This window comes from Kitasatospora sp. NPDC059646 (assembly GCF_042734615.1).
Taxonomy (GTDB): domain Bacteria; phylum Actinomycetota; class Actinomycetes; order Streptomycetales; family Streptomycetaceae; genus Kitasatospora.
Map to the genome: position 1 here is coordinate 105901 of NZ_JBHWDS010000012.1, position 16002 is coordinate 121902.

The following is a 16002-nucleotide window of genomic DNA, read 5'->3' on the forward strand; positions in this document are numbered from 1 at the left end:
GGCCACCGCCCACCAACCGCCCGCGTGGTAGGCGAGGGTGCCGAGTTCGGAGCCCAGCACGCCGCCACTCCCTCGACCGGCCCGCCGGCCCCGCGCAGCGGAACCGACACCCCCGCCGCCTCAACTCGCCAAGCTCTTGCGGTCCGTCGCCCAATGCGCCAGCGCCGGAAGCGGCAGCAGCGCGGCGAAACCGGCCACCGCCCACCAACCGCCCGCGTGGTAGGCGAGGGTGCCGAGTTCGGAGCCGAGGGCGCCGCCGAGGAAGAAGGTGGCGATGAAGACGCTGTTGAGTCGGGCGCGGGCGGCGGGGTCGAGTTGGTAGACGACGTGCTGGCCGAGGATGAGGGTGGTCTGGACGGCGATGTCGATGACGATCGCGGCGAGGGCGAGCAGCAGGATGTGGTGCCCGCCGAGGCCGGCCAGCAGGGCGCCGAGGGAGGCGGTCAGCAGGGCCGCGCCGGTGAGCGGGCGGCCGAGGCCGCGGTCGGCCCAGCGTCCGGCTGCCGGGGCGACCAGCGCGCCGGCCGCGCCGACCAGCGCGAACAGGCCGACGCCCGCCTCGGAGTAGCCGAACGCCGGGCCGGTGAGCTGGAACGAGACGGTGGTCCAGAAGGCGCTGAACGAGCCGAACACGGCCGCCTGGTAGAGGCCGCGCTTGAGCAGTGCGGGGTGGGTGCGCACCAGCCGGGCGGTGGAGCGCAGCACGTGGTGGTAGGGCAGGTCGGTGGTGGCGGCGTGGCGGGGCAGGGCGCGGTAGAGGGCGGCGGCGAGCACCGTCGTCAGCACGGCCGAGCCGAGGTAGACCGCCCGCCAGCCGGCGGCGTCGGCGACCAGGCTGCTCAGGGTGCGGGAGAGCAGGATGCCGGTGAGCAGTCCGGCCATCACCCGGCCGACGGTCCGCCCGCGGGCGTGGTCGGGGGCGAGGCCGGCCGCGAACGGGACCAGGATCTGTGCGACCACCGAGGTCCCGCCGCTGACCAGCGAGGCGGCCAGCAGCACCGGGAAGCTGCCGGCGGTGCCGGCGACGGCCATCGCCGCGCTGGTGACGAGCAGCAGCACGGCCACCAGCCGCCGCTTCTCGAACCGGTCGCCGAGCGGCACCAGGAACAGCATGCCCAGCACGTAGCCGATCTGAGTGGCCGTCACCAGCGCGCCCGCGGTGGCCGTCCCGACGTGGAACACCTCGGCGAGGCGGGCCAGCAGCGGCTGCGCGTAGTAGAGGTTGGCGGCGGTCATGCCGGTGGAGACGGCGAGCAGCGCGACGAGCCCGCCGGGCACTCCGTCACCGGCCCGGGCGGCGGCCGGTGCGGCCGGCGCGGCCGGTGCGGTCGGCGCTGAGGGGGTGCTGACGTTCGGTGAGGTGGCCATGTCTGCCTTCCGGAGTGGTCGTTCGCGCTGCGGCGTTCGCGGCGCGCAGCTGTGAGAGCGTCCGGCCCCGGCGTTCGCTTCCCGCCCGGGCGCGATGATCGGCGACAACTGTCATCTCTGTGGGAGATGACCGTGGCGGGCGCGGTCACCGGGGCCGGACCAGGCCCTGGTCGGACGCGGTGAGGCCGCCCCGGACGCACCGGGGCCGGACCGGGCCCTGGTCGGACGCGGTGAGGCCGCCCCGGACGCCGAAGGCCGCGCCGCCCTGGACGCCGAAGGCCGCGCCGCCGGCTCGCACGGGGCAGAGCCGGCAGCCGGCAGACGGACCGGGCGCGCCGTTCGCGCCTGCGACGGTCGCCGCCCTGCTCGCCGGTCGGCGCGAAGCACACGGAGCTGTCCGTGCCCCGGCAGCCCGCCCGGGCCTGCCACTCCCAGCAAGTCCGCTACGTCGACGTCGACCTGAGCGCGCCGTCGCTCGCCTATGTCGCGCCGTCCACGGTGTTCCCGCCGATCGGCAGCGGCATCGAGCCGTCCGGCCAGGCCGGCGACCCGGGCGCGCGGATCCGCGTCACCAGCACCGACCCGGTGCCGGGCGGCTGCACCCGCGGCTCCTGCCTGGCCGGCGGCGTACGGGAGTTCCGGTACAGCCTGGACGACAACAGCCTGCCCCGGCCGGCTACCGGGCCGAGCCGGTGGCCGGGGTCGACGCCTCGTCGACCGACCCCGGCCGGCCCGGCCCGGTCACCGTGGAGAACGGGCACCTGCGCCACTACCCCGGCGCTCCGCTCGGCGGCTGCAAGCTCGCCCCGGGCGTGGAACCCGGCCGGGCCGGCGAGAGTTGGAGCGGGTTCACCCTGCGGTCTCCCGGGCTGGTGGCCGGCGGCCCCGCCCTGTGGGTGCGCGACACCGTGACCGGCGCGATCAGCAGCATCCCGCTGCCGCCGGCGACCGGCCCGGCCCGGCCGCGAACTCCGTGGCGCTGCCGGCCCGTCAGGCACTGGTGTCCGCGGTGGCGAACGCAGCCGGCCGGCGGATGTGCGCCGACATCGAGGACGGCGGCACCGCGAACGTCACCGACGCCCGGCTGTCGGACTGCACCGGCACCGCGAACCAGGCGTTCACCCGCGGCACCGACGGCTCGCTGCACGTCCTCGGCGAGTGCCGGGACGTCACCGACGCCGCCACTGCCGACGGCCCCTGGACCAACCTGTACGGCTGCAACGGCACGCCCGCGCAGCAGTTCGTCGACGGCCCGTACCCGAACACCCTGTGCGGCGCCCAGGTACTGCACCGGGGTCGCGGGCCCCGGTCCGTCAGTGCGGTTCGGGCGCCCAGCCCGGGCCGCGCAGCACGTACCCGATCCGGTCGGACCAGCGCCGGGCGCCGAGCACGTCGCGGACGATCGCGGCGAGTTCGTGGGTCTGCACGCGCAGGATGTTGTAGGTGCCGATGTTCTTGGTCAGGCCGTAGCGGACCCGCTCGCCCTCGGGCTGGAAGGTTCCGAACAGCCGGTCCCACACGATCAGGATGCCGCCGTAGTTCTTGTCGAGGTACTGGCCCTGCGAGCCGTGGTGGGCGCGGTGGTGGCTCGGCGTGTTGAACACGAACTCGACGGGCGCCCACAGCCGGTCGACCAGTTCGGTGTGGACGAAGAACTGGTAGACCAGGTTGAGCGCGAAGCAGGCCGTCAGCACCTCCGGGCGGACGCCGACCAGCACCACCGGCAGCAGGAACGGCAGCGCGGTGACGGCCAGCAGGAACGGCTGCCGCAGCGCGACGGAGAGGTTGTACTGCTCGCTGCTGTGGTGCACCACGTGCACCGCCCAGAGCACCCGTATCTCGTGGTGGGCGCGGTGGAACCAGTAGTACGCGAAGTCCACGGCGAGCATCCCGGCCACCCAGGCCGGCCACCCGGTGAGCTGCCAGGGGACCGCCGAGTGCAGCCGCAGCAGCACCGCGGCCTCGACCACCGCCCATGGCGCGGCGACCAGTTGGTTGCCGACGGCGGTCGCGATGTTCAGCAGTGCGTCGCGCCTGTCGTAGCCGGGCAGCCGGCGTCTGCGGAGCACGAACAGTTCGACGAGCATGCCGAGGAGGAACACCGGCGCGGAGAGCCAGAGTACGAGCGATGCGAGGTCCATGAGCCGCGAGCATAGGGTTACTGGTCCAACCAGACAATCAGCAATCTGCTCCGGACCGCACGGATATGCTGTCGGCGTGAACCTCCGACCCGTGGGCGCCCTGCCGCTCTCCGGCCAGATCCACCGTCAGCTGATGGACGCCATCCTCGACGGCACGCTCACCGGCGCCCTCCCGTCCGAGCGCGAACTCGCCGAGACCTTCGGCGCCAACCGCCACGCCGTCCGCGAAGCCATCAAGCGCCTCCAGCAGGCCAGGCTGGTCGAGGTCCAGCAGGGCGGCGCCACCCGCGTCCTGAACATCCCCGACCACGCCGGCCTCGACCTGCTCCCCGAACTGGTCGCCGGACCCGGCCGGTTGAACGACGAAGCCACCACCGGCGTCCTCGAACTCCGCGCCTGCATCGGCGCCGACGCCGCCCGCCTCTGCGCCGAACGCTCCCCCGCGGTCGGCGCCGCCCTGCTCGACCTGCTCCCCCACGACGGCATGTCCGACGCCGAACTCGCCGCCACCAGCGCCGCCTACTGGACCGCCCTCGTCGCCGGCACCGCCTCCCTCCCCTACCGGCTCGCCCTCAACACCCTGCTCTCCGGCCTCGACGCCATCGGCGACTCGCCGGCCGCGCAGGTCTTCGTCACGGCCCTGCGCGAGGAGTCCCGCCGCACGGACGAGCTGGCGGAGATCGCCCACGCCATCCGCCGCGGCGACGCGGCCGCCGCCGGCGGGACCGCCCGCCGCCTGCTCGACTCCTCGGTCCCCGCCACCGCTCCGAAGTAGCGCGGCGCCGGGGGGGCTGCCGCGGGGCCCCGCTGCCGAGTCCCGCTGCGCCCGGGCCGTCAGGCGAAGGTGTGGAGCAGACGGGCGAGTTCGGCGGGCTTGGTGAACATCGGCCAGTGGCCGGAGTCGAAGTCGTGGTACTCGATGTGCTTGGCGGCGGCGAGTTCGGGGACGTGGCCCTCGGCGACCCAGGCGCGGACCTGGGCGGGGCTGAACTCGGGGCAGACCATCATGACCGGGACGTCGTGCCGACGGGGGTCGCTGTAGCGGACGGGGCCGCGGGCCACCTGCTCGGGGACGGGGACGGCGGCGGCGGCGATCCGCTGCCGCAGGCCCTCGTCGAGGTCCGCACTGTCGGGGCCCTCGAACGCGGCCCAGCCGGGGAACGGCATGAAACCGTCGCGGATGTCGAAGAACTCGGCGTAGCGCCCGCCGTCCGGCTGCGGGTAGCCGCCGACCAGGACGAGCGTGGCGATCCGTTCGGGGCGGGCGTCGACGGCCAGCCGGCCGAGGGTGCAGGCGGCCGAGTGGGCGACCAGCAGGACGGGCCCGGGCGCGGCGTCCACCGCGGCGAGGACGGCGGCGAGTTGGTCGTCCAGGGCGGTCGAGGAGGTGGCCGGCAGCGTCAAGGCCCGGGGGCGGTGGCCGAGTTCGCGCAGCGTCGGGGTGACGGCGTCCCAGGCGGTGCCGTCCAGCCAGAGGCCGCCGATCAACAGGATGTCCATGAGTGAGCTCCACAGGTGGGAAGGGGTACGACGGCAAGGCTAGGAGCGGTTCAGGACGATCGGCTTCCTGATTGAACGGTGATCCGTCTAGGCTGCCGGACATGTCGACCGGAACCAGCCCCACCGCCCGGGCGCTGCGCACGCTGGAGATCCTGCGGGCCCGCCCGGGCACCACGTCGGAGGAGCTGGCGGAGCGGCTGGGCGTGACGGACCGGGCGGCGCGGCGGTACGTGGCGATCCTGCGGGAGGCCGGGATCCCGGTGGAGTCGGAGCGCGGACCGCACGGCGGCTACCGGCTGCGGCGCGGGACGCGGCTCGCGCCGGTGACGTTCACTCAGGCCGAGGCGCTGGGGCTGGTGATGGCGGTGCTGGACGCCCGCCCGGCCGCGACCGATCCCGGGGATCCGGTCGGCTCGGCGCTGGACAAGGTGGTGCGGGTGCTGCCGGAGGAGGTCGGCCGGCAGGCGGCGGCGCTGCGCGAGCACGCCGCCGCCGCACCGGACCCGCGGGCGGTGCACGCGGACCCGGCGGTGACGAACACCCTGGTGGAGGCGGTGGCGCGGCGGCGGCGCGCGGTGATCACGTACCGGAGCGCGGACGGCGACGAGTGGCGGGCCGAGGTGGATCCGTGGGCGGTGGTGGTGCGCCGGGCCCGCTGGTACCTGCTCTGCCACTCGCACCGTTCGGACGCCCTGCGCACCTACCGGATCGACCGGATCGGGACGGCCGAGGAGACCGCCACGGCCTTCCGGATGCCGGACGGCCTCGACCCGGTCGCCGTGCTGGAGGCGCACCTCGGCACCGGCTGGGCCTTCCCGGCCCACGTGCTGTTCGACGCCCCGCTGGAGCAGGTCGCCCCGTGGGTCAGTGCCCCGATGGGCCGGCTGGAGGCGGCCGGCGAGCGGTGCGTGCTGCGCGGCAGCACCCGCAATCCGGCGATGTACGCGCAGGAGTGGCTGGGCGGCGTCCCGTTCGGCTTCCGGGTGCTGGGCGGCGCCGAACTGCGCTCGGCGGTCGCCGCGGCGGCCGCCCGCCTGGCCGCCGCGGTGGCGGATCCGGCGGGCGGGGATGTCAGTCGGTCAGTGCGAGCTTGACGCCGAAGCCGAGCACGGCGGTGCCGGTGACGCGGTCGAGCACGCGTCGCGCGGCGGGGCGGCGCAGCCAGCTGCGCAGGGTGTGGGCGAAGCCGATCAGGACGGCGGACCACAGCGCGCCTTCGAGCACGTGCACGGAGGTGAGCAGGACACCGGCGGCCAGGTGCGGCTGGCCGGCCGGGATGAACGGCGGCAGCACCGCGACGTAGAACACCCCGACCTTCGGGTTGAGCAGGTTGGTGACCGTGCCGCGCCGCCAACCGGCCCACAGGCCGCCGCCGTTGCCCCGGTCCGACGGCTCGTCGGCCGGGGCCGCCTCCCGGTGGCGGGTGCGCAGCAGTTGGACGCCCATCCACAACAGGTAGCAGACGCCGGCCCAGCGCAGCGTCTCGTACGCGAGGCGGGAGGCGGTGAGCAGCACGCTGAGGCCGGCCGCGGATGCGGTGCCCCAGATCATGGTGCCGGTCTGGATGCCGAGGACGACGCCCCAGGCGCGGCGGCGGTGTCCGAGGGCGGCGGTGCGGAGGATGAGGGCGGTGTCGACGCCGGGGGTGAGGGTGAGCAGGCCCACCACGAGCGCGAAGGAGGCGAGGGGGGCGGCCATGGCTGTCAGGTCCATGGGCTGTCAGTCTACGGGCCGGCCGAACCGGGCCAGGCAGTGCCAGACCCGTTTCAGCTCCTGCGGGTCGTGGCGGCCGTCGTGGACGGCGGCGCCGATGGCGGCCGGGTCGAGCACGCCGTCGCGGGCGATCCTCGCGCCGAGGGCGGCGATGTGCGGTCCCCGGTAGTCGGCGATGTCGGCGCGGTGGGCGAGTTCGTCGGCGGTGAGCCGGTGGCCGGGGTGCCATTCGAGGCGGCAGGGCAGGGCGCGGGCGGCGGTCTCGACGGCGGTGCCGCGGTAGCAGGGGTCGAGCACCAGCGCGTCGAGGTGGGCGGCGAGCCGGACGGGGCCGTGCAGTTGGGCCTCCACGTAGGCGTCCAGCAGGTCCTGCTCGTCGGCCTCGGCGACGGCGAGCAGGGCCGTCGCCTCGGCGGTGCCGAAGTGTTCGGGTTCGAAGACGCTGTCGGGGTAGCAGAAGGTGGCGCGGTGCAGGGCGGCGGGGGCGAGGCGGAAGTGCGCGGAGCCGAACCGGGGTGCGCCGCCGTAGGGGCTGCGCAGGTGGTTGAGCGCGCCGTAGACGGGGCGGCGCTCGGCGGGGGCGTCGTCGTAGGCGCCGCCGAAGATCCGGCTCTCCCAGGCCCACCGGTCGCCGCCGGGGTGGGCGGTGAGCCCGCCGTTGCTGGTGCCGGTGGAGAACTGGGAGCGGTAGACGCCGTCCCGGGCCAGCGATTCGAGGATCGGCACGCCGTCGAGGCCCGCCCGGTCGGGGTGGAAGTTGAGCGTGACGTCGAGGCCGGCGGGCAGCGGGCCGCCGCTGCTGCGGGCGGCGACGTGCCGCAGGGCTCGGGTTTCGGGCGTGTCCATGCGGCGCATTCTCGCCTCGGACACCTGTGCGGCGCAGCCGGTTTACGCTCCGGCCGCGCCGCACGTCCCGCTGACCGTCCGTCAGCCGACGTCGAGCCGGGCGGCCCTGCGGAGCAGGCCGGGGCTGAGCCGGCCGAGCAGGCGGGCGGCCTTGGCCTCGACCGTCACGGGGACGACGGCCCTGCCGGTGCGGACGGCGCGGACGATCTCGGCGGCGACCTTCTCCGGCGGGAAGCCGCGGCGGGCGTACATCTTGGAGACCCGGGCCTGCCGGGCGGCCTGCTCCTCCTCGCCGAGGCCGGAGAAGGTGGAGGTGCGGGTGATGTTGGTGTTGACGATGCCGGGGCAGATGGTGGAGACGCCGATCCGGTGCGCGGCGAGTTCGGCCCGCAGGCAGTCGGACAGCATGAACACCGCGGACTTCGACGTGGCGTACGCGGCCAGCACCTTGGACGGCAGGTAGGCGGCGGCGGACGCCAGGTTGACGAGGTGTCCGCCCCGTCCGTGGTCGACCATCAGCTGCCCGAACGCGCGGCAGCCGTGGATGACGCCCCACAGGTTGACGTCAAGGACGCGCCGCCACTCCTCCTCGGTGGTCTGCAGGAAGGTGCCGGAGTGGCCGATGCCCGCGTTGTTGACCACCACGTCGGGGACGCCGAAGTCGGCGGCGACCTGCTTGGCGAACGCGTCCACGGCCGCGCCGTCGCTCACGTCCACCTGGTACGCGCCGGACTTGACGCCGGACAGCGCGCACAGTTCGGCGGTGCGCTGCGCGGCGGGCAGGTCGCGGTCGCAGACCACCACCCGGGCGCCCTGGTCGGCGAAGGCCAGCGCGGTGGCCCGGCCGATGCCCGAGCCGCCACCGGTGACGACCACCAACTCGCCGCTGCCGGACGGCTCCTGGCGCAGCGCGCCGTGGTCGCGGGCGGCGAACTCGCGGACCATCGCGGCGACCGACGGGCCCTTCTCCAGCAGCGCCGACCAGTGGGTGGCGTTCAGGCTGCGGCGGGTCAGCCGGGGCACCCACTGCTCCAGGCCCTCGGAGAGGAACTCCGAGACGTAGTTGTCGCGCTGCAGGGTGATCAGCTGGACGGGGACCTCGGTGCGGCGCTCGCGCGGCCTGGCCACCGAGGGCCGCATGTTGGCCCGGTACAGCTCGATGCCGTGCACGGCGTCCTTGGCGAGCGTCGGCTGCGGGTGACCGGGGCGCGGGCGGACGGCCTCCAGGTCGTTCAGCACCCGGGGCCACAGCCGGGCCAGGCCGAGCTTCCAGGCGGCGGGCGCGAGGACCGGCAGGTGGAACAGGCCGATGTACCAGGAGTGCAGTCCCTGGCGGAGCAGTTGGGAGACGTGACGGGGCGTCGGGCGGCGCAGCCGGTGCCGGATCCAGTGGCCCATGTGGTCCAGGCACGGGCCGGACATGGTGGTGTAGCTGGCGATCCGCCGGTACGAGCCGGGGGCGGTGACCGCCTCCCAGGACTGCACGCTGCCCCAGTCGTGCGCGACCACGTGCACCGGCCGGTCGGGGCTGACGGCGTCGGCGACGGCGAACAGGTCCTGGCCGAGCAGTTCCAGCCGGTAGTCCTCCCGCCGGGCCGGCACCCCGGAGGCGCCGGCGCCGCGGGTGTCGTAGCGCACCACGTGGTGGTCGGCGGCGAGGTCGGCGGCGACGTCGTCCCAGACGCTGTGGTCGTCGGGGTACCCGTGCACCATCAGCACGGTCGGGTTCGCCGGGTCGCCCTGCTCGTAGACGGCGAGCTCCAGCCCGCCGGAGTCGACGGTGCGGCGGCGGATCTCGGTGCTGCGGCCGGTCATGCTGCATCCTCCAGGAGTGCCCAGCGCCGCACGTGCGGCAGGTCGTCGTCGAGCCAGTACACATCGTCGTCGGTGACCACGAGGAGCTCCTCGAACTTGATGCCCACCTCGCGGAAGCCGATGTGCGGTTCCACCGCCCACAGTCCGGGCGTCGGCGCGTGCCGGGAGGCCCGGCCGCCGGCCCACAGCGGGGACCGGCCCTCCAGCCGCTCCTTCACCAGTTCGCGGCCCAGCGTCTGCAGCGTCCGCACGCCGAACCCGAACAGGTTCACCCCCGCCGGACCGCGCGCGGTCGTCCTGGTGACCTGGTGGCCGATCACCCGGCCCGGGTACACCTGGTGCCGGTTGTCGTAGCCGTGCTCGGCGATCTGCGCGTCCACCGCCGCGTACACCTCGGACAGCGTCTTCCGCGCCTTCACCTCACGCAGGATCAGCTCCCGGTACACCTTCAGGTCCTGCGCCAGCCGGTCCCACACCGCGTTCTCGCCGACCTTGCCGCCGTACCCGATGTCGGCCGTGTAGCCGTCCACCACCGGCGCGCAGTCCAGCACGTACGGCATGCCCTCCTTCAACACCCGCGAGCCGGCGAAGAACTGCAGCGGGGTGTGGAAGTGCCGGAACGCGGTCCGGTCGCCGAACCACGCGAACGGCACGTGGAAGAAGTCCTGCACGCCGGCCCGCACCAGGCTGCGCCGCAGCCTGGCCGTGGCCTGACGCTCCGTCACGCCCGGCTCGATCCACGCCGCGACCTGCTCCGCGCAGTGGTACGCGAGCTGCTGGACCTCCCGGAACCTCGCCAGGTCCCGCTCCTCGAACGGGAACCGCGGCAGCTGCTTCTGGGCCATCGCCTACACCTCCAGGACGAGGGTCTCGCCCTCGGCGGCTCGGGACACGCACGGCAGCACCAGGCCCTCGGCCCGCTGCTCCTCGGTCAGCCTGCGGTCACGGTGCTCGGGCGTCCCCGAGGACACCTTCAGTACGCACGTCCCGCAGAAGCCCTGCTTGCACGAGTAGGCCAGGTCCGGCCTCAACTCCCGTGCGACGTCGAGCGCGGAGCGGTCCGCGGGGACGGTCACCGGCTCGCCGTCCGCGCCCAGCCGGATCGTGAACGGCCTGCCGTCAACGATCGGTGCGGCGCTGAACCTCTCGAAGTGCAGGGACGCCGCGGGCGACGCGTCCAGCGCCCGCTGCACCGCGCCCAGCATCGGCGCCGGGCCGCACACGTACACCGCGGCGTCGCGCGCCGCGTGCGAGAGCAGCTCGGCGGCGTCCGGGAGACCGTGCACGTCGTCGGTGCGGATCTCCACCCGGCTCGGGTCGAGGGCCTTCAGCTCGGCGGTGAACGGGAGCGCGGCGGCCGTCCGGCCCAGGTGGATCAACTTCCAGTCGATGCCCGCGTGCTGGGCGGCCCGGGCCATCGGCAGCAGCGGTGTGATGCCGATGCCGCCGGCCAGGAACAGCACCTTCGGCTCCCCGCAGAACGCGAAGCCGTTCCGCGGCCGGCGCACCCGCAGGCGCAGGCCGACGTGCAGCTCGTCGTGGACCTCCACCGACCCGCCGCCGCCGTCGGCGATCCGCCGCACCGCGATCCGGTACCCGTGCCGGTCCGCCGGATCCCCGCACAACGAGTAGTGGCGCTCCCGCCCCGACGGCAGCGTCACCAGCACCCGCGCACCCGGCTGCCACTCCGGCAGCCTTCCCCCCGAGGGATCGGCGAGCCGCACCTCCACGACGTCCTCCGCCACCACCTGGTGCGACGTCACCACCAGGTACAGCGGCGGCACCGGCCGCGACTCCGCGCGCCGCGGACTCCGCCGCAACCCCGGCCGCCCCAACGCCGGGCTGTACCAATCACCGAACGCGGTCAGCCGCGCGAACATCCGATCGACCCGAGGGCGGCCGTACAGGTCCGGCGGCGGGGTTTCGAGATCCATGGGGAGCGACTCCGGGAGTGAGGCTTCGTCAGGAGGAGGAGGGGCGGGGCGCGCACAGACGGGGACGTGTGGGGGTGCCTCCCAGCCGCTGGTGGTGCACCGTCCGCGCGCCGCCGGTTGCGTACTCGCCTAGTGAGCGGCGGCGGCCCTCGCCGCCGGCGACTTCGCCAAGTACGCCAGGGCCTGCGAGGAGCTGCCCTCGTTGGTGGGGTGGTAGCCGGGGGCGAAGTAGCGGAGGGCCGAGCGGAGGAACCGGGCGGGTTCGGGGAGCAGTCCCCGCTTCGCGGCCTTCTGCGCCTCGCGCCACGTCGGCACGATGCTCCCGTTCAGGCTGGGGTCGGCGGCGAGCATGAACCGGGTGCCGCGGATCCACAGGTGGATCAGGAGCGGTCCGGAGACGGCCATGCCGCGGATGCGTCGCAGGTAGCCGGGGTCCAGGTGGCGCATCAGGTCGTAGGCCACGCTCCGGTGTTCGACCTCTTCCGCGCCGTGCCAGCGCAGCAGGTCGACCATGGTGGGGTCGGCCTTGGCGCGGTCCAGGCCGGGCGAGTTGAGGGCCCAGTTGCCGAGGAACGCGGTGAAGTGCTCGATCGCGGCGACGAACGCGACCCGTTCGATGATGTTCTCGCGGCGCTGACGGGCGGTCAGCCCGGGCTTGTCGCCGAGGACGCGGCGGAACAGCCAGGTGATCTGGCGGACGTACGGCCGCGGGTCGAGGCCCTGGGCGAGCAGGTGGTCGAGGACTTCCTGGTGGGCCTCGGCGTGGATCGCCTCCTGGCCGATGAAGCCGAGCACCTCTTCGCGCAGCTGGTCGTCGCGGATCAGCGGCAGCGCGTCCTTGAACACCTTGACGAACCAGCGTTCGCCTTCGGGCAGCAGCAGGTGGAGGACGTTGATGGTGTGGGTGGCCATCGGCTCGTCGGGGATCCAGTGCAGGGGCAGCTGCGACCAGTCGAAGTGGACGTCGCGGGGTTCGAGGACGAGGTTGTCGTGCACGGACGCGGGCTGCCCGGGCCGAAGGCTGCGGGAGGGGGTGGTGCGGGGCATGGGGGTGCCTCCTGTACCTGCGGGTGGACATGGCGACGGGGCGGGACGGGTGGCGGGCCGGCCTCGGGGAGGCCTGGGGCCGGGTGGGCACACGGGCAAACTACTCGCGGGTAGTGGGCCCGACAAGGGGTTCGACCGTTCTTATCAACATTGTGTCTAATAAGCCGCTCGATAGGGTGAACCCCGAACCACCCCTGGAGACACCGTGACCGACCCCGCCCACCGGACCCCCCGCACCGCACCCGGCCCGCTGGTCCGGGCCCTGCTCGCCCACCCGGTCCTCGCGGCCGACACCTACCCGGCCCCGGACCCGGCCATCCCTGCCGATCCGGCGGGCCTGTTCACGGCCTGGCTGCTGGAGGCCCTCGCGGCGGGCGTCCCGGACGCGCAGGTGATGACGCTCTCCACGGTCGACGCCGAGGGCCGCCCGGACGCCCGGGTGCTCGTCCTGCGCGACGTCGACCCGACCGCCGGCGCCTGGCACTTCTGGACCGAGCCCGACTCCCCGAAGGCCCGCCAGCTGGCCGCCCGCCCGGACGCCGCGCTCACCGTCTACTGGCCCGGCCCCGGCCGCCAGGTCCGCCTGCGCGGCCCGGTCCGGCCGGCGCCGGACTGCTTCACCCCGTCGCCCGCCCTGCACTGCTACGCCCTGCACGCCGCCGCCGCGGAGTTCTGGCAGGCCGCTCCGGACCGCGCCCACCGGCGTCTCCGCTGCACCCGCACTCCCGGCGGCTGGACGTCCACGGGCTGGACCCCCGCCGACGTCCCGGGCTGACCCGCGGCCGGTCCGGGTCCGGCCGCTTCCCGGTGAACCGTCAGGTCAGCAGTCGGCGCAGCCAGTCCTGGCGGGCCGCCACCGCCGCCCGGCTGACGGCGGCGTTCGGGGCGAGGGTGTCGAACCCGTGGTACGCGCCGGGCCAGACGTGGAGTTCGGCGTTGCCGCCGCTCTGCCACAGGGCGTTGGCGTAGGCCACCACCTCGTCCCGGAAGGTCTCGGCGGAGCCGACCTCCAGGTAGGCGGGCGGCAGGCCCGCGAGGTCGGTGGCCCGGGCGGGTGCGGCGTACGGCGGGAGGTCGGGCGTGCCGTACCGGTGGCCGAGGGCGGCCTGCCAGGCGGTGGCGTTGGAGGTGGCGTCCCAGGTGTCGCGGCCGGCCTGCTGGCGGGCGGAGGCCGTCCCGCCCCGGTCGTCCAGCATCGGGCTGAGCAGGAGTTGACCGATCGTCGGCGGGCCGCCCTGGTCCCGCAGCAGGAGGGCGAGCGCGGCGGCCAGTCCGCCGCCGGCGCTCTTGCCGGCGAGCACCACCCGGGCCGGGTCGACCCCCAGGGCGCCGGCGTGGGCGACCGTCCACCGCAGGGCGTCCCGGCAGGCGTGCAGCGGCTCCGGGTACCGGGCACCGGGGGCCAGGGGGTACCCCACCGAGACCACCGCCAGTCCGAGTGGCTCCGCCAACTCCCGCAGCACGCGCGGCAGTACGGCGTAGGCGTTGCCGCCGATCAGCCCGCCCCCGTGCAGGTAGTGGAGCACCGGCAGCCGCCCGGCCCGCCCGGCGGGCCGCGCCCAGACCACTCCGTCCGCCTCGCCCACCTCGAACCGTCCGCCGGCCGCCAGTTCGGCCACTGCCGGGCGCGGCCGTCGGGCCGCGTCGGCCCGCTGCCACTCCGTCAGCCGCTCCGCCGTCAGCGGCGCGGGCACCCCGCCACGGGCCGCCAGTGCGGCCGCCGCCTCCGGATCCAGGTACGCCTCGCGCATCTCCTGCCCGCCCCTCTCCGGCCCCGCCCGGCGAAATGTGACTGTCCGCCAGGAAAGGGTGCACCCTGGAGCGCGTACAGGTGATCAATTTCGACGTGGAGGGGCATCACAGTGGTCGACGAACAGGGGCGCCGCAGCCTGCGGCTCGTGGTGACGGGCGGCGGTACGGGCGGGCACACCTACCCGGCGCTGACGGCGGTGCGGGCGCTGCAGGAGCGGCTGGCCGCCGAGCACCGCGCCGTCGACGTGCTGTGGATCGGTACCGCGAAGGGCCTGGAGGCGCGGGTGGCGCCGGCGGAGGGGATCCGGTTCGAGCCGGTCGCCACCGGGAAGATCCGGCGTTCCCGCAATCCGTTGAAGCTGGTCTCGCCGGCGAACGTGCGGGACATGTTCCGGGTGCCGCTGGGCGCGGTGCAGGCCCGGCGGCTGATCGCCCGGTTCGGACCGGACGTGGTGCTGGCCACGGGCGGGTACGTGGCGGTGCCGGTCGGGCTGGCGGCGCGCTCCTGCCGGGTGCCGCTGGTGGTGCACGAGCAGACGGTGCGCCTGGGCCTGGCGAACAAGGTGCTGGCGCGGGCGGCGAGCCGGGTCGCGGTCTCCTCCGAGTCGACGCTGCCGTTGCTGCCCGGGTCCGCACGGAGCACCGCGGCGGTGACCGGGAACCCGGTCCGCCCGGCCGTTCTGACGGGTCGTCCGGACAAGGCGGTGGCGGCGCTGGGCCTGTACGGGTTCGACCGGGCGCTGCCGACGGTGTACGTGACGGGCGGCGCGCAGGGCTCGGCGCAGATCAACGACCTGGTGTCGGGCGTCCTGCCGTGGCTGCTGGAGCGGGCCAACGTCGTCCACCAGTGCGGCCCGGCGAACGAGGCCGCGCTGCATGCCCGGGCGGCGCAGCTGCCCGCGCACCTGATGGGCCGCTACTTCCTGTCCGGCTTCATGGGCGCCGAGCTGCCGGACGTGCTGGCGCTGGCGGACGTGGTGGTCAGCCGCAGCGGCGCGGGCACCCTCGCGGAGCTGACGGCGCTGGGCAAGGCGGCGGTGTTCGTCCCGCTGGCGTCCTCGGCGGGCAACGAGCAGGCCCACAACGCGTCCCACCTCCAGCAGTCCGGTGCGGCGGTGGCGCTGCTCGGCGCGGTCGGCCCGGACGACCTGCGCTCGGCGCTCGGCCCGCTGCTCGACGATCCGGCCCGCCGCGCCGCGCTGGCGGCCCGGGCCCGCGAGCACGGCCGCCCGGACGCGGCGGAGCGCCTGGTGGACGTCCTGCTGTCGGTCGCCCGGCGGGACTGACCCGCCGTCAGGGCAGGTGGACGGCCGCTCCCGCCTCGATCAGCAGCGCGCAGTAGGCGAATTCGACGGCGGAGCGGCCCATCGGGTCGGGCACGTCCCGGTCGTGGTCGAGGTAGAGGCGCATGGGGGTGGTGCTGTCCGGGCCGGCGAGCGGGTAGAGCCGGTCCAGCACCGACTGGTCCATGGCGAGGACCAGGTCGGCCCACTCGATCAGCTCCCGGGTGACCCGGGTGGGCCGGTGGCCGGTGAGGTCGTAGCCGAGCACGGCGGCGACGGCCACCATCTCGGGGTGCGCCTCCTGCCACGCGGCGGCCAGCCCGGCGGAGCGGACCTCCACCGCCGCACCCCCGAGGTCCGCGAGCACCCGGGCGGCGAACGGGCTCCGGCAGTAGTTGCCGAGGCAGACGGTGAGGATGCGCCGGGGCGGCGTGCTGGCGGTCATCGGGGCCTCCGGTGGGCGGACGGAACGTGGCGGTGCGCTGGTGATCCTCCGTCAAGGAGTCCGCCGGGGCCGCCAGCCGCACCGGGGCGGCGTTGCGGATCGGCTCCGACGACCGGCGGGGCCCGACCGGTCGAGACTCGAACGGCTACCATCCCGGA

The 16002-nt window shown here is 74.8% G+C and carries 18 protein-coding genes; 4 read left to right on the plus strand and 14 right to left on the minus strand.

The genetic code is table 11. The features are described 5' to 3' along the window. Positions 1 to 120: 120 nt before the first annotated feature. The 5 genes from ACFV1L_RS11185 to ACFV1L_RS11205 form a co-directional block, all read right to left on the minus strand. On the minus strand, positions 121 to 1368 hold the full coding sequence (locus ACFV1L_RS11185; protein ID WP_380364964.1) for an MFS transporter: 1248 nt from the start codon (positions 1366 to 1368) through the stop codon (positions 121 to 123). Positions 1369 to 1513: 145 nt separating this feature from the next. Further along, positions 1514 to 1666, minus strand: a complete 153-nt coding sequence (locus ACFV1L_RS11190) for a hypothetical protein (RefSeq protein ID WP_380364965.1) — start codon at positions 1664 to 1666, stop codon at positions 1514 to 1516. A 181-nt stretch (positions 1667 to 1847) separates the two neighbouring features. Next, positions 1848 to 1970 carry a hypothetical protein gene (locus ACFV1L_RS11195; RefSeq protein ID WP_380364966.1) on the minus strand — a complete coding sequence of 41 codons (123 nt, stop codon included), beginning with the start codon at positions 1968 to 1970 and terminating at the stop codon, positions 1848 to 1850. 388 nt (positions 1971 to 2358) lie between these two features. Next, entirely contained in the window at positions 2359 to 2490 is a 132-nt protein-coding gene (locus tag ACFV1L_RS11200) for a hypothetical protein (RefSeq protein ID WP_380364967.1), read from the minus strand. Between the two features lie 191 nt (positions 2491 to 2681). Continuing rightward, positions 2682 to 3509 carry a sterol desaturase family protein gene (locus ACFV1L_RS11205; RefSeq protein WP_380364968.1) on the minus strand — a complete coding sequence of 276 codons (828 nt, stop codon included), beginning with the start codon at positions 3507 to 3509 and terminating at the stop codon, positions 2682 to 2684. Between the two features lie 76 nt (positions 3510 to 3585). On the opposite strand from ACFV1L_RS11205, the gene ACFV1L_RS11210 reads away from it, so the two are divergent. Continuing rightward, complete coding sequence (locus tag ACFV1L_RS11210) at positions 3586 to 4284, plus strand: FadR/GntR family transcriptional regulator (protein WP_380364969.1); 699 nt, start codon at positions 3586 to 3588, stop codon at positions 4282 to 4284. Positions 4285 to 4343: 59 nt separating this feature from the next. Here the strand turns inward: ACFV1L_RS11210 and ACFV1L_RS11215 are convergent, their stop codons facing one another. After that, positions 4344 to 5009, minus strand: a complete 666-nt coding sequence (locus ACFV1L_RS11215; RefSeq protein WP_380364970.1) for an alpha/beta fold hydrolase — start codon at positions 5007 to 5009, stop codon at positions 4344 to 4346. A 101-nt stretch (positions 5010 to 5110) separates the two neighbouring features. Here ACFV1L_RS11215 and ACFV1L_RS11220 point away from each other — a divergent pair, with 101 nt between their 5' ends. Continuing rightward, complete coding sequence (locus ACFV1L_RS11220) at positions 5111 to 6103, plus strand: helix-turn-helix transcriptional regulator (RefSeq protein ID WP_380364971.1); 993 nt, start codon at positions 5111 to 5113, stop codon at positions 6101 to 6103. Here ACFV1L_RS11220 and ACFV1L_RS11225 read toward each other — a convergent pair. From ACFV1L_RS11225 to ACFV1L_RS11250, 6 genes are all read right to left on the minus strand, one after another. Next, positions 6081 to 6722: a LysE family translocator gene (locus ACFV1L_RS11225; RefSeq protein ID WP_380364972.1), complete on the minus strand. Its 642-nt coding sequence runs from the start codon at positions 6720 to 6722 to the stop codon at positions 6081 to 6083. The two genes, ACFV1L_RS11220 and ACFV1L_RS11225, sit on opposite strands and share 23 nt — an antisense overlap. A 6-nt stretch (positions 6723 to 6728) precedes the next feature. Further along, positions 6729 to 7577, minus strand: a complete 849-nt coding sequence (locus ACFV1L_RS11230) for a DUF3626 domain-containing protein (RefSeq protein WP_380364973.1) — start codon at positions 7575 to 7577, stop codon at positions 6729 to 6731. A gap of 72 nt (positions 7578 to 7649) precedes the next feature. Continuing rightward, positions 7650 to 9383 (minus strand): SDR family oxidoreductase, encoded by a 1734-nt coding sequence (locus ACFV1L_RS11235; protein ID WP_380364974.1) that lies wholly within the window; start codon positions 9381 to 9383, stop codon positions 7650 to 7652. After that, entirely contained in the window at positions 9380 to 10228 is an 849-nt protein-coding gene (locus ACFV1L_RS11240; protein ID WP_380364975.1) for a M24 family metallopeptidase, read from the minus strand. The genes ACFV1L_RS11235 and ACFV1L_RS11240 overlap by 4 nt, the downstream gene beginning before the upstream one ends. Before the next feature lie 3 nt (positions 10229 to 10231). Next, a complete protein-coding gene (locus ACFV1L_RS11245; RefSeq protein WP_380364976.1) occupies positions 10232 to 11317 on the minus strand; it encodes a PDR/VanB family oxidoreductase in 1086 nt (361 codons plus the stop codon). Positions 11318 to 11446: 129 nt separating this feature from the next. Beyond that, complete coding sequence (locus ACFV1L_RS11250) at positions 11447 to 12364, minus strand: metal-dependent hydrolase (protein WP_380364977.1); 918 nt, start codon at positions 12362 to 12364, stop codon at positions 11447 to 11449. A gap of 205 nt (positions 12365 to 12569) precedes the next feature. Between ACFV1L_RS11250 and ACFV1L_RS11255 the strand changes: the two genes are divergently transcribed. After that, on the plus strand, positions 12570 to 13139 hold the full coding sequence (locus ACFV1L_RS11255; protein WP_380364978.1) for a pyridoxamine 5'-phosphate oxidase family protein: 570 nt from the start codon (positions 12570 to 12572) through the stop codon (positions 13137 to 13139). Between the two features lie 40 nt (positions 13140 to 13179). Here the strand turns inward: ACFV1L_RS11255 and ACFV1L_RS11260 are convergent, their stop codons facing one another. After that, the gene (locus tag ACFV1L_RS11260) at positions 13180 to 14115 is read right to left on the minus strand and encodes an alpha/beta hydrolase fold domain-containing protein (RefSeq protein ID WP_380364979.1); all 936 of its coding nucleotides are present in this window, start codon (positions 14113 to 14115) and stop codon (positions 13180 to 13182) included. Positions 14116 to 14226: 111 nt separating this feature from the next. On the opposite strand from ACFV1L_RS11260, the gene ACFV1L_RS11265 reads away from it, so the two are divergent. Further along, positions 14227 to 15402 (plus strand): glycosyltransferase, encoded by a 1176-nt coding sequence (locus ACFV1L_RS11265; RefSeq protein ID WP_380364980.1) that lies wholly within the window; start codon positions 14227 to 14229, stop codon positions 15400 to 15402. Between the two features lie 7 nt (positions 15403 to 15409). On the opposite strand, the gene ACFV1L_RS11270 is transcribed toward ACFV1L_RS11265, so the two are convergent. After that, a complete protein-coding gene (locus tag ACFV1L_RS11270) occupies positions 15410 to 15844 on the minus strand; it encodes a low molecular weight phosphotyrosine protein phosphatase (protein ID WP_380364981.1) in 435 nt (144 codons plus the stop codon). Positions 15845 to 16002: the final 158 nt, after the last annotated feature.

What these genes read in the sequence shown, in the direction of transcription:
- ACFV1L_RS11185 (WP_380364964.1), bottom strand. Translation starts at nt 1,368, where the DNA reads ATGGCCACCTCACCGAACGTCAGCACCCCCTCAGCGCCGACCGCACCG.
- ACFV1L_RS11205 (WP_380364968.1), bottom strand. Translation starts at nt 3,509, where the DNA reads ATGGACCTCGCATCGCTCGTACTCTGGCTCTCCGCGCCGGTGTTCCTC.
- ACFV1L_RS11215 (WP_380364970.1), bottom strand. Translation starts at nt 5,009, where the DNA reads ATGGACATCCTGTTGATCGGCGGCCTCTGGCTGGACGGCACCGCCTGG.
- ACFV1L_RS11220 (WP_380364971.1), top strand. Translation starts at nt 5,111, where the DNA reads ATGTCGACCGGAACCAGCCCCACCGCCCGGGCGCTGCGCACGCTGGAG.
- ACFV1L_RS11225 (WP_380364972.1), bottom strand. Translation starts at nt 6,722, where the DNA reads ATGGACCTGACAGCCATGGCCGCCCCCCTCGCCTCCTTCGCGCTCGTG.
- ACFV1L_RS11230 (WP_380364973.1), bottom strand. Translation starts at nt 7,577, where the DNA reads ATGCGCCGCATGGACACGCCCGAAACCCGAGCCCTGCGGCACGTCGCC.
- ACFV1L_RS11235 (WP_380364974.1), bottom strand. Translation starts at nt 9,383, where the DNA reads ATGACCGGCCGCAGCACCGAGATCCGCCGCCGCACCGTCGACTCCGGC.
- ACFV1L_RS11240 (WP_380364975.1), bottom strand. Translation starts at nt 10,228, where the DNA reads ATGGCCCAGAAGCAGCTGCCGCGGTTCCCGTTCGAGGAGCGGGACCTG.
- ACFV1L_RS11245 (WP_380364976.1), bottom strand. Translation starts at nt 11,317, where the DNA reads ATGGATCTCGAAACCCCGCCGCCGGACCTGTACGGCCGCCCTCGGGTC.
- ACFV1L_RS11250 (WP_380364977.1), bottom strand. Translation starts at nt 12,364, where the DNA reads ATGCCCCGCACCACCCCCTCCCGCAGCCTTCGGCCCGGGCAGCCCGCG.
- ACFV1L_RS11260 (WP_380364979.1), bottom strand. Translation starts at nt 14,115, where the DNA reads ATGCGCGAGGCGTACCTGGATCCGGAGGCGGCGGCCGCACTGGCGGCC.
- ACFV1L_RS11270 (WP_380364981.1), bottom strand. Translation starts at nt 15,844, where the DNA reads ATGACCGCCAGCACGCCGCCCCGGCGCATCCTCACCGTCTGCCTCGGC.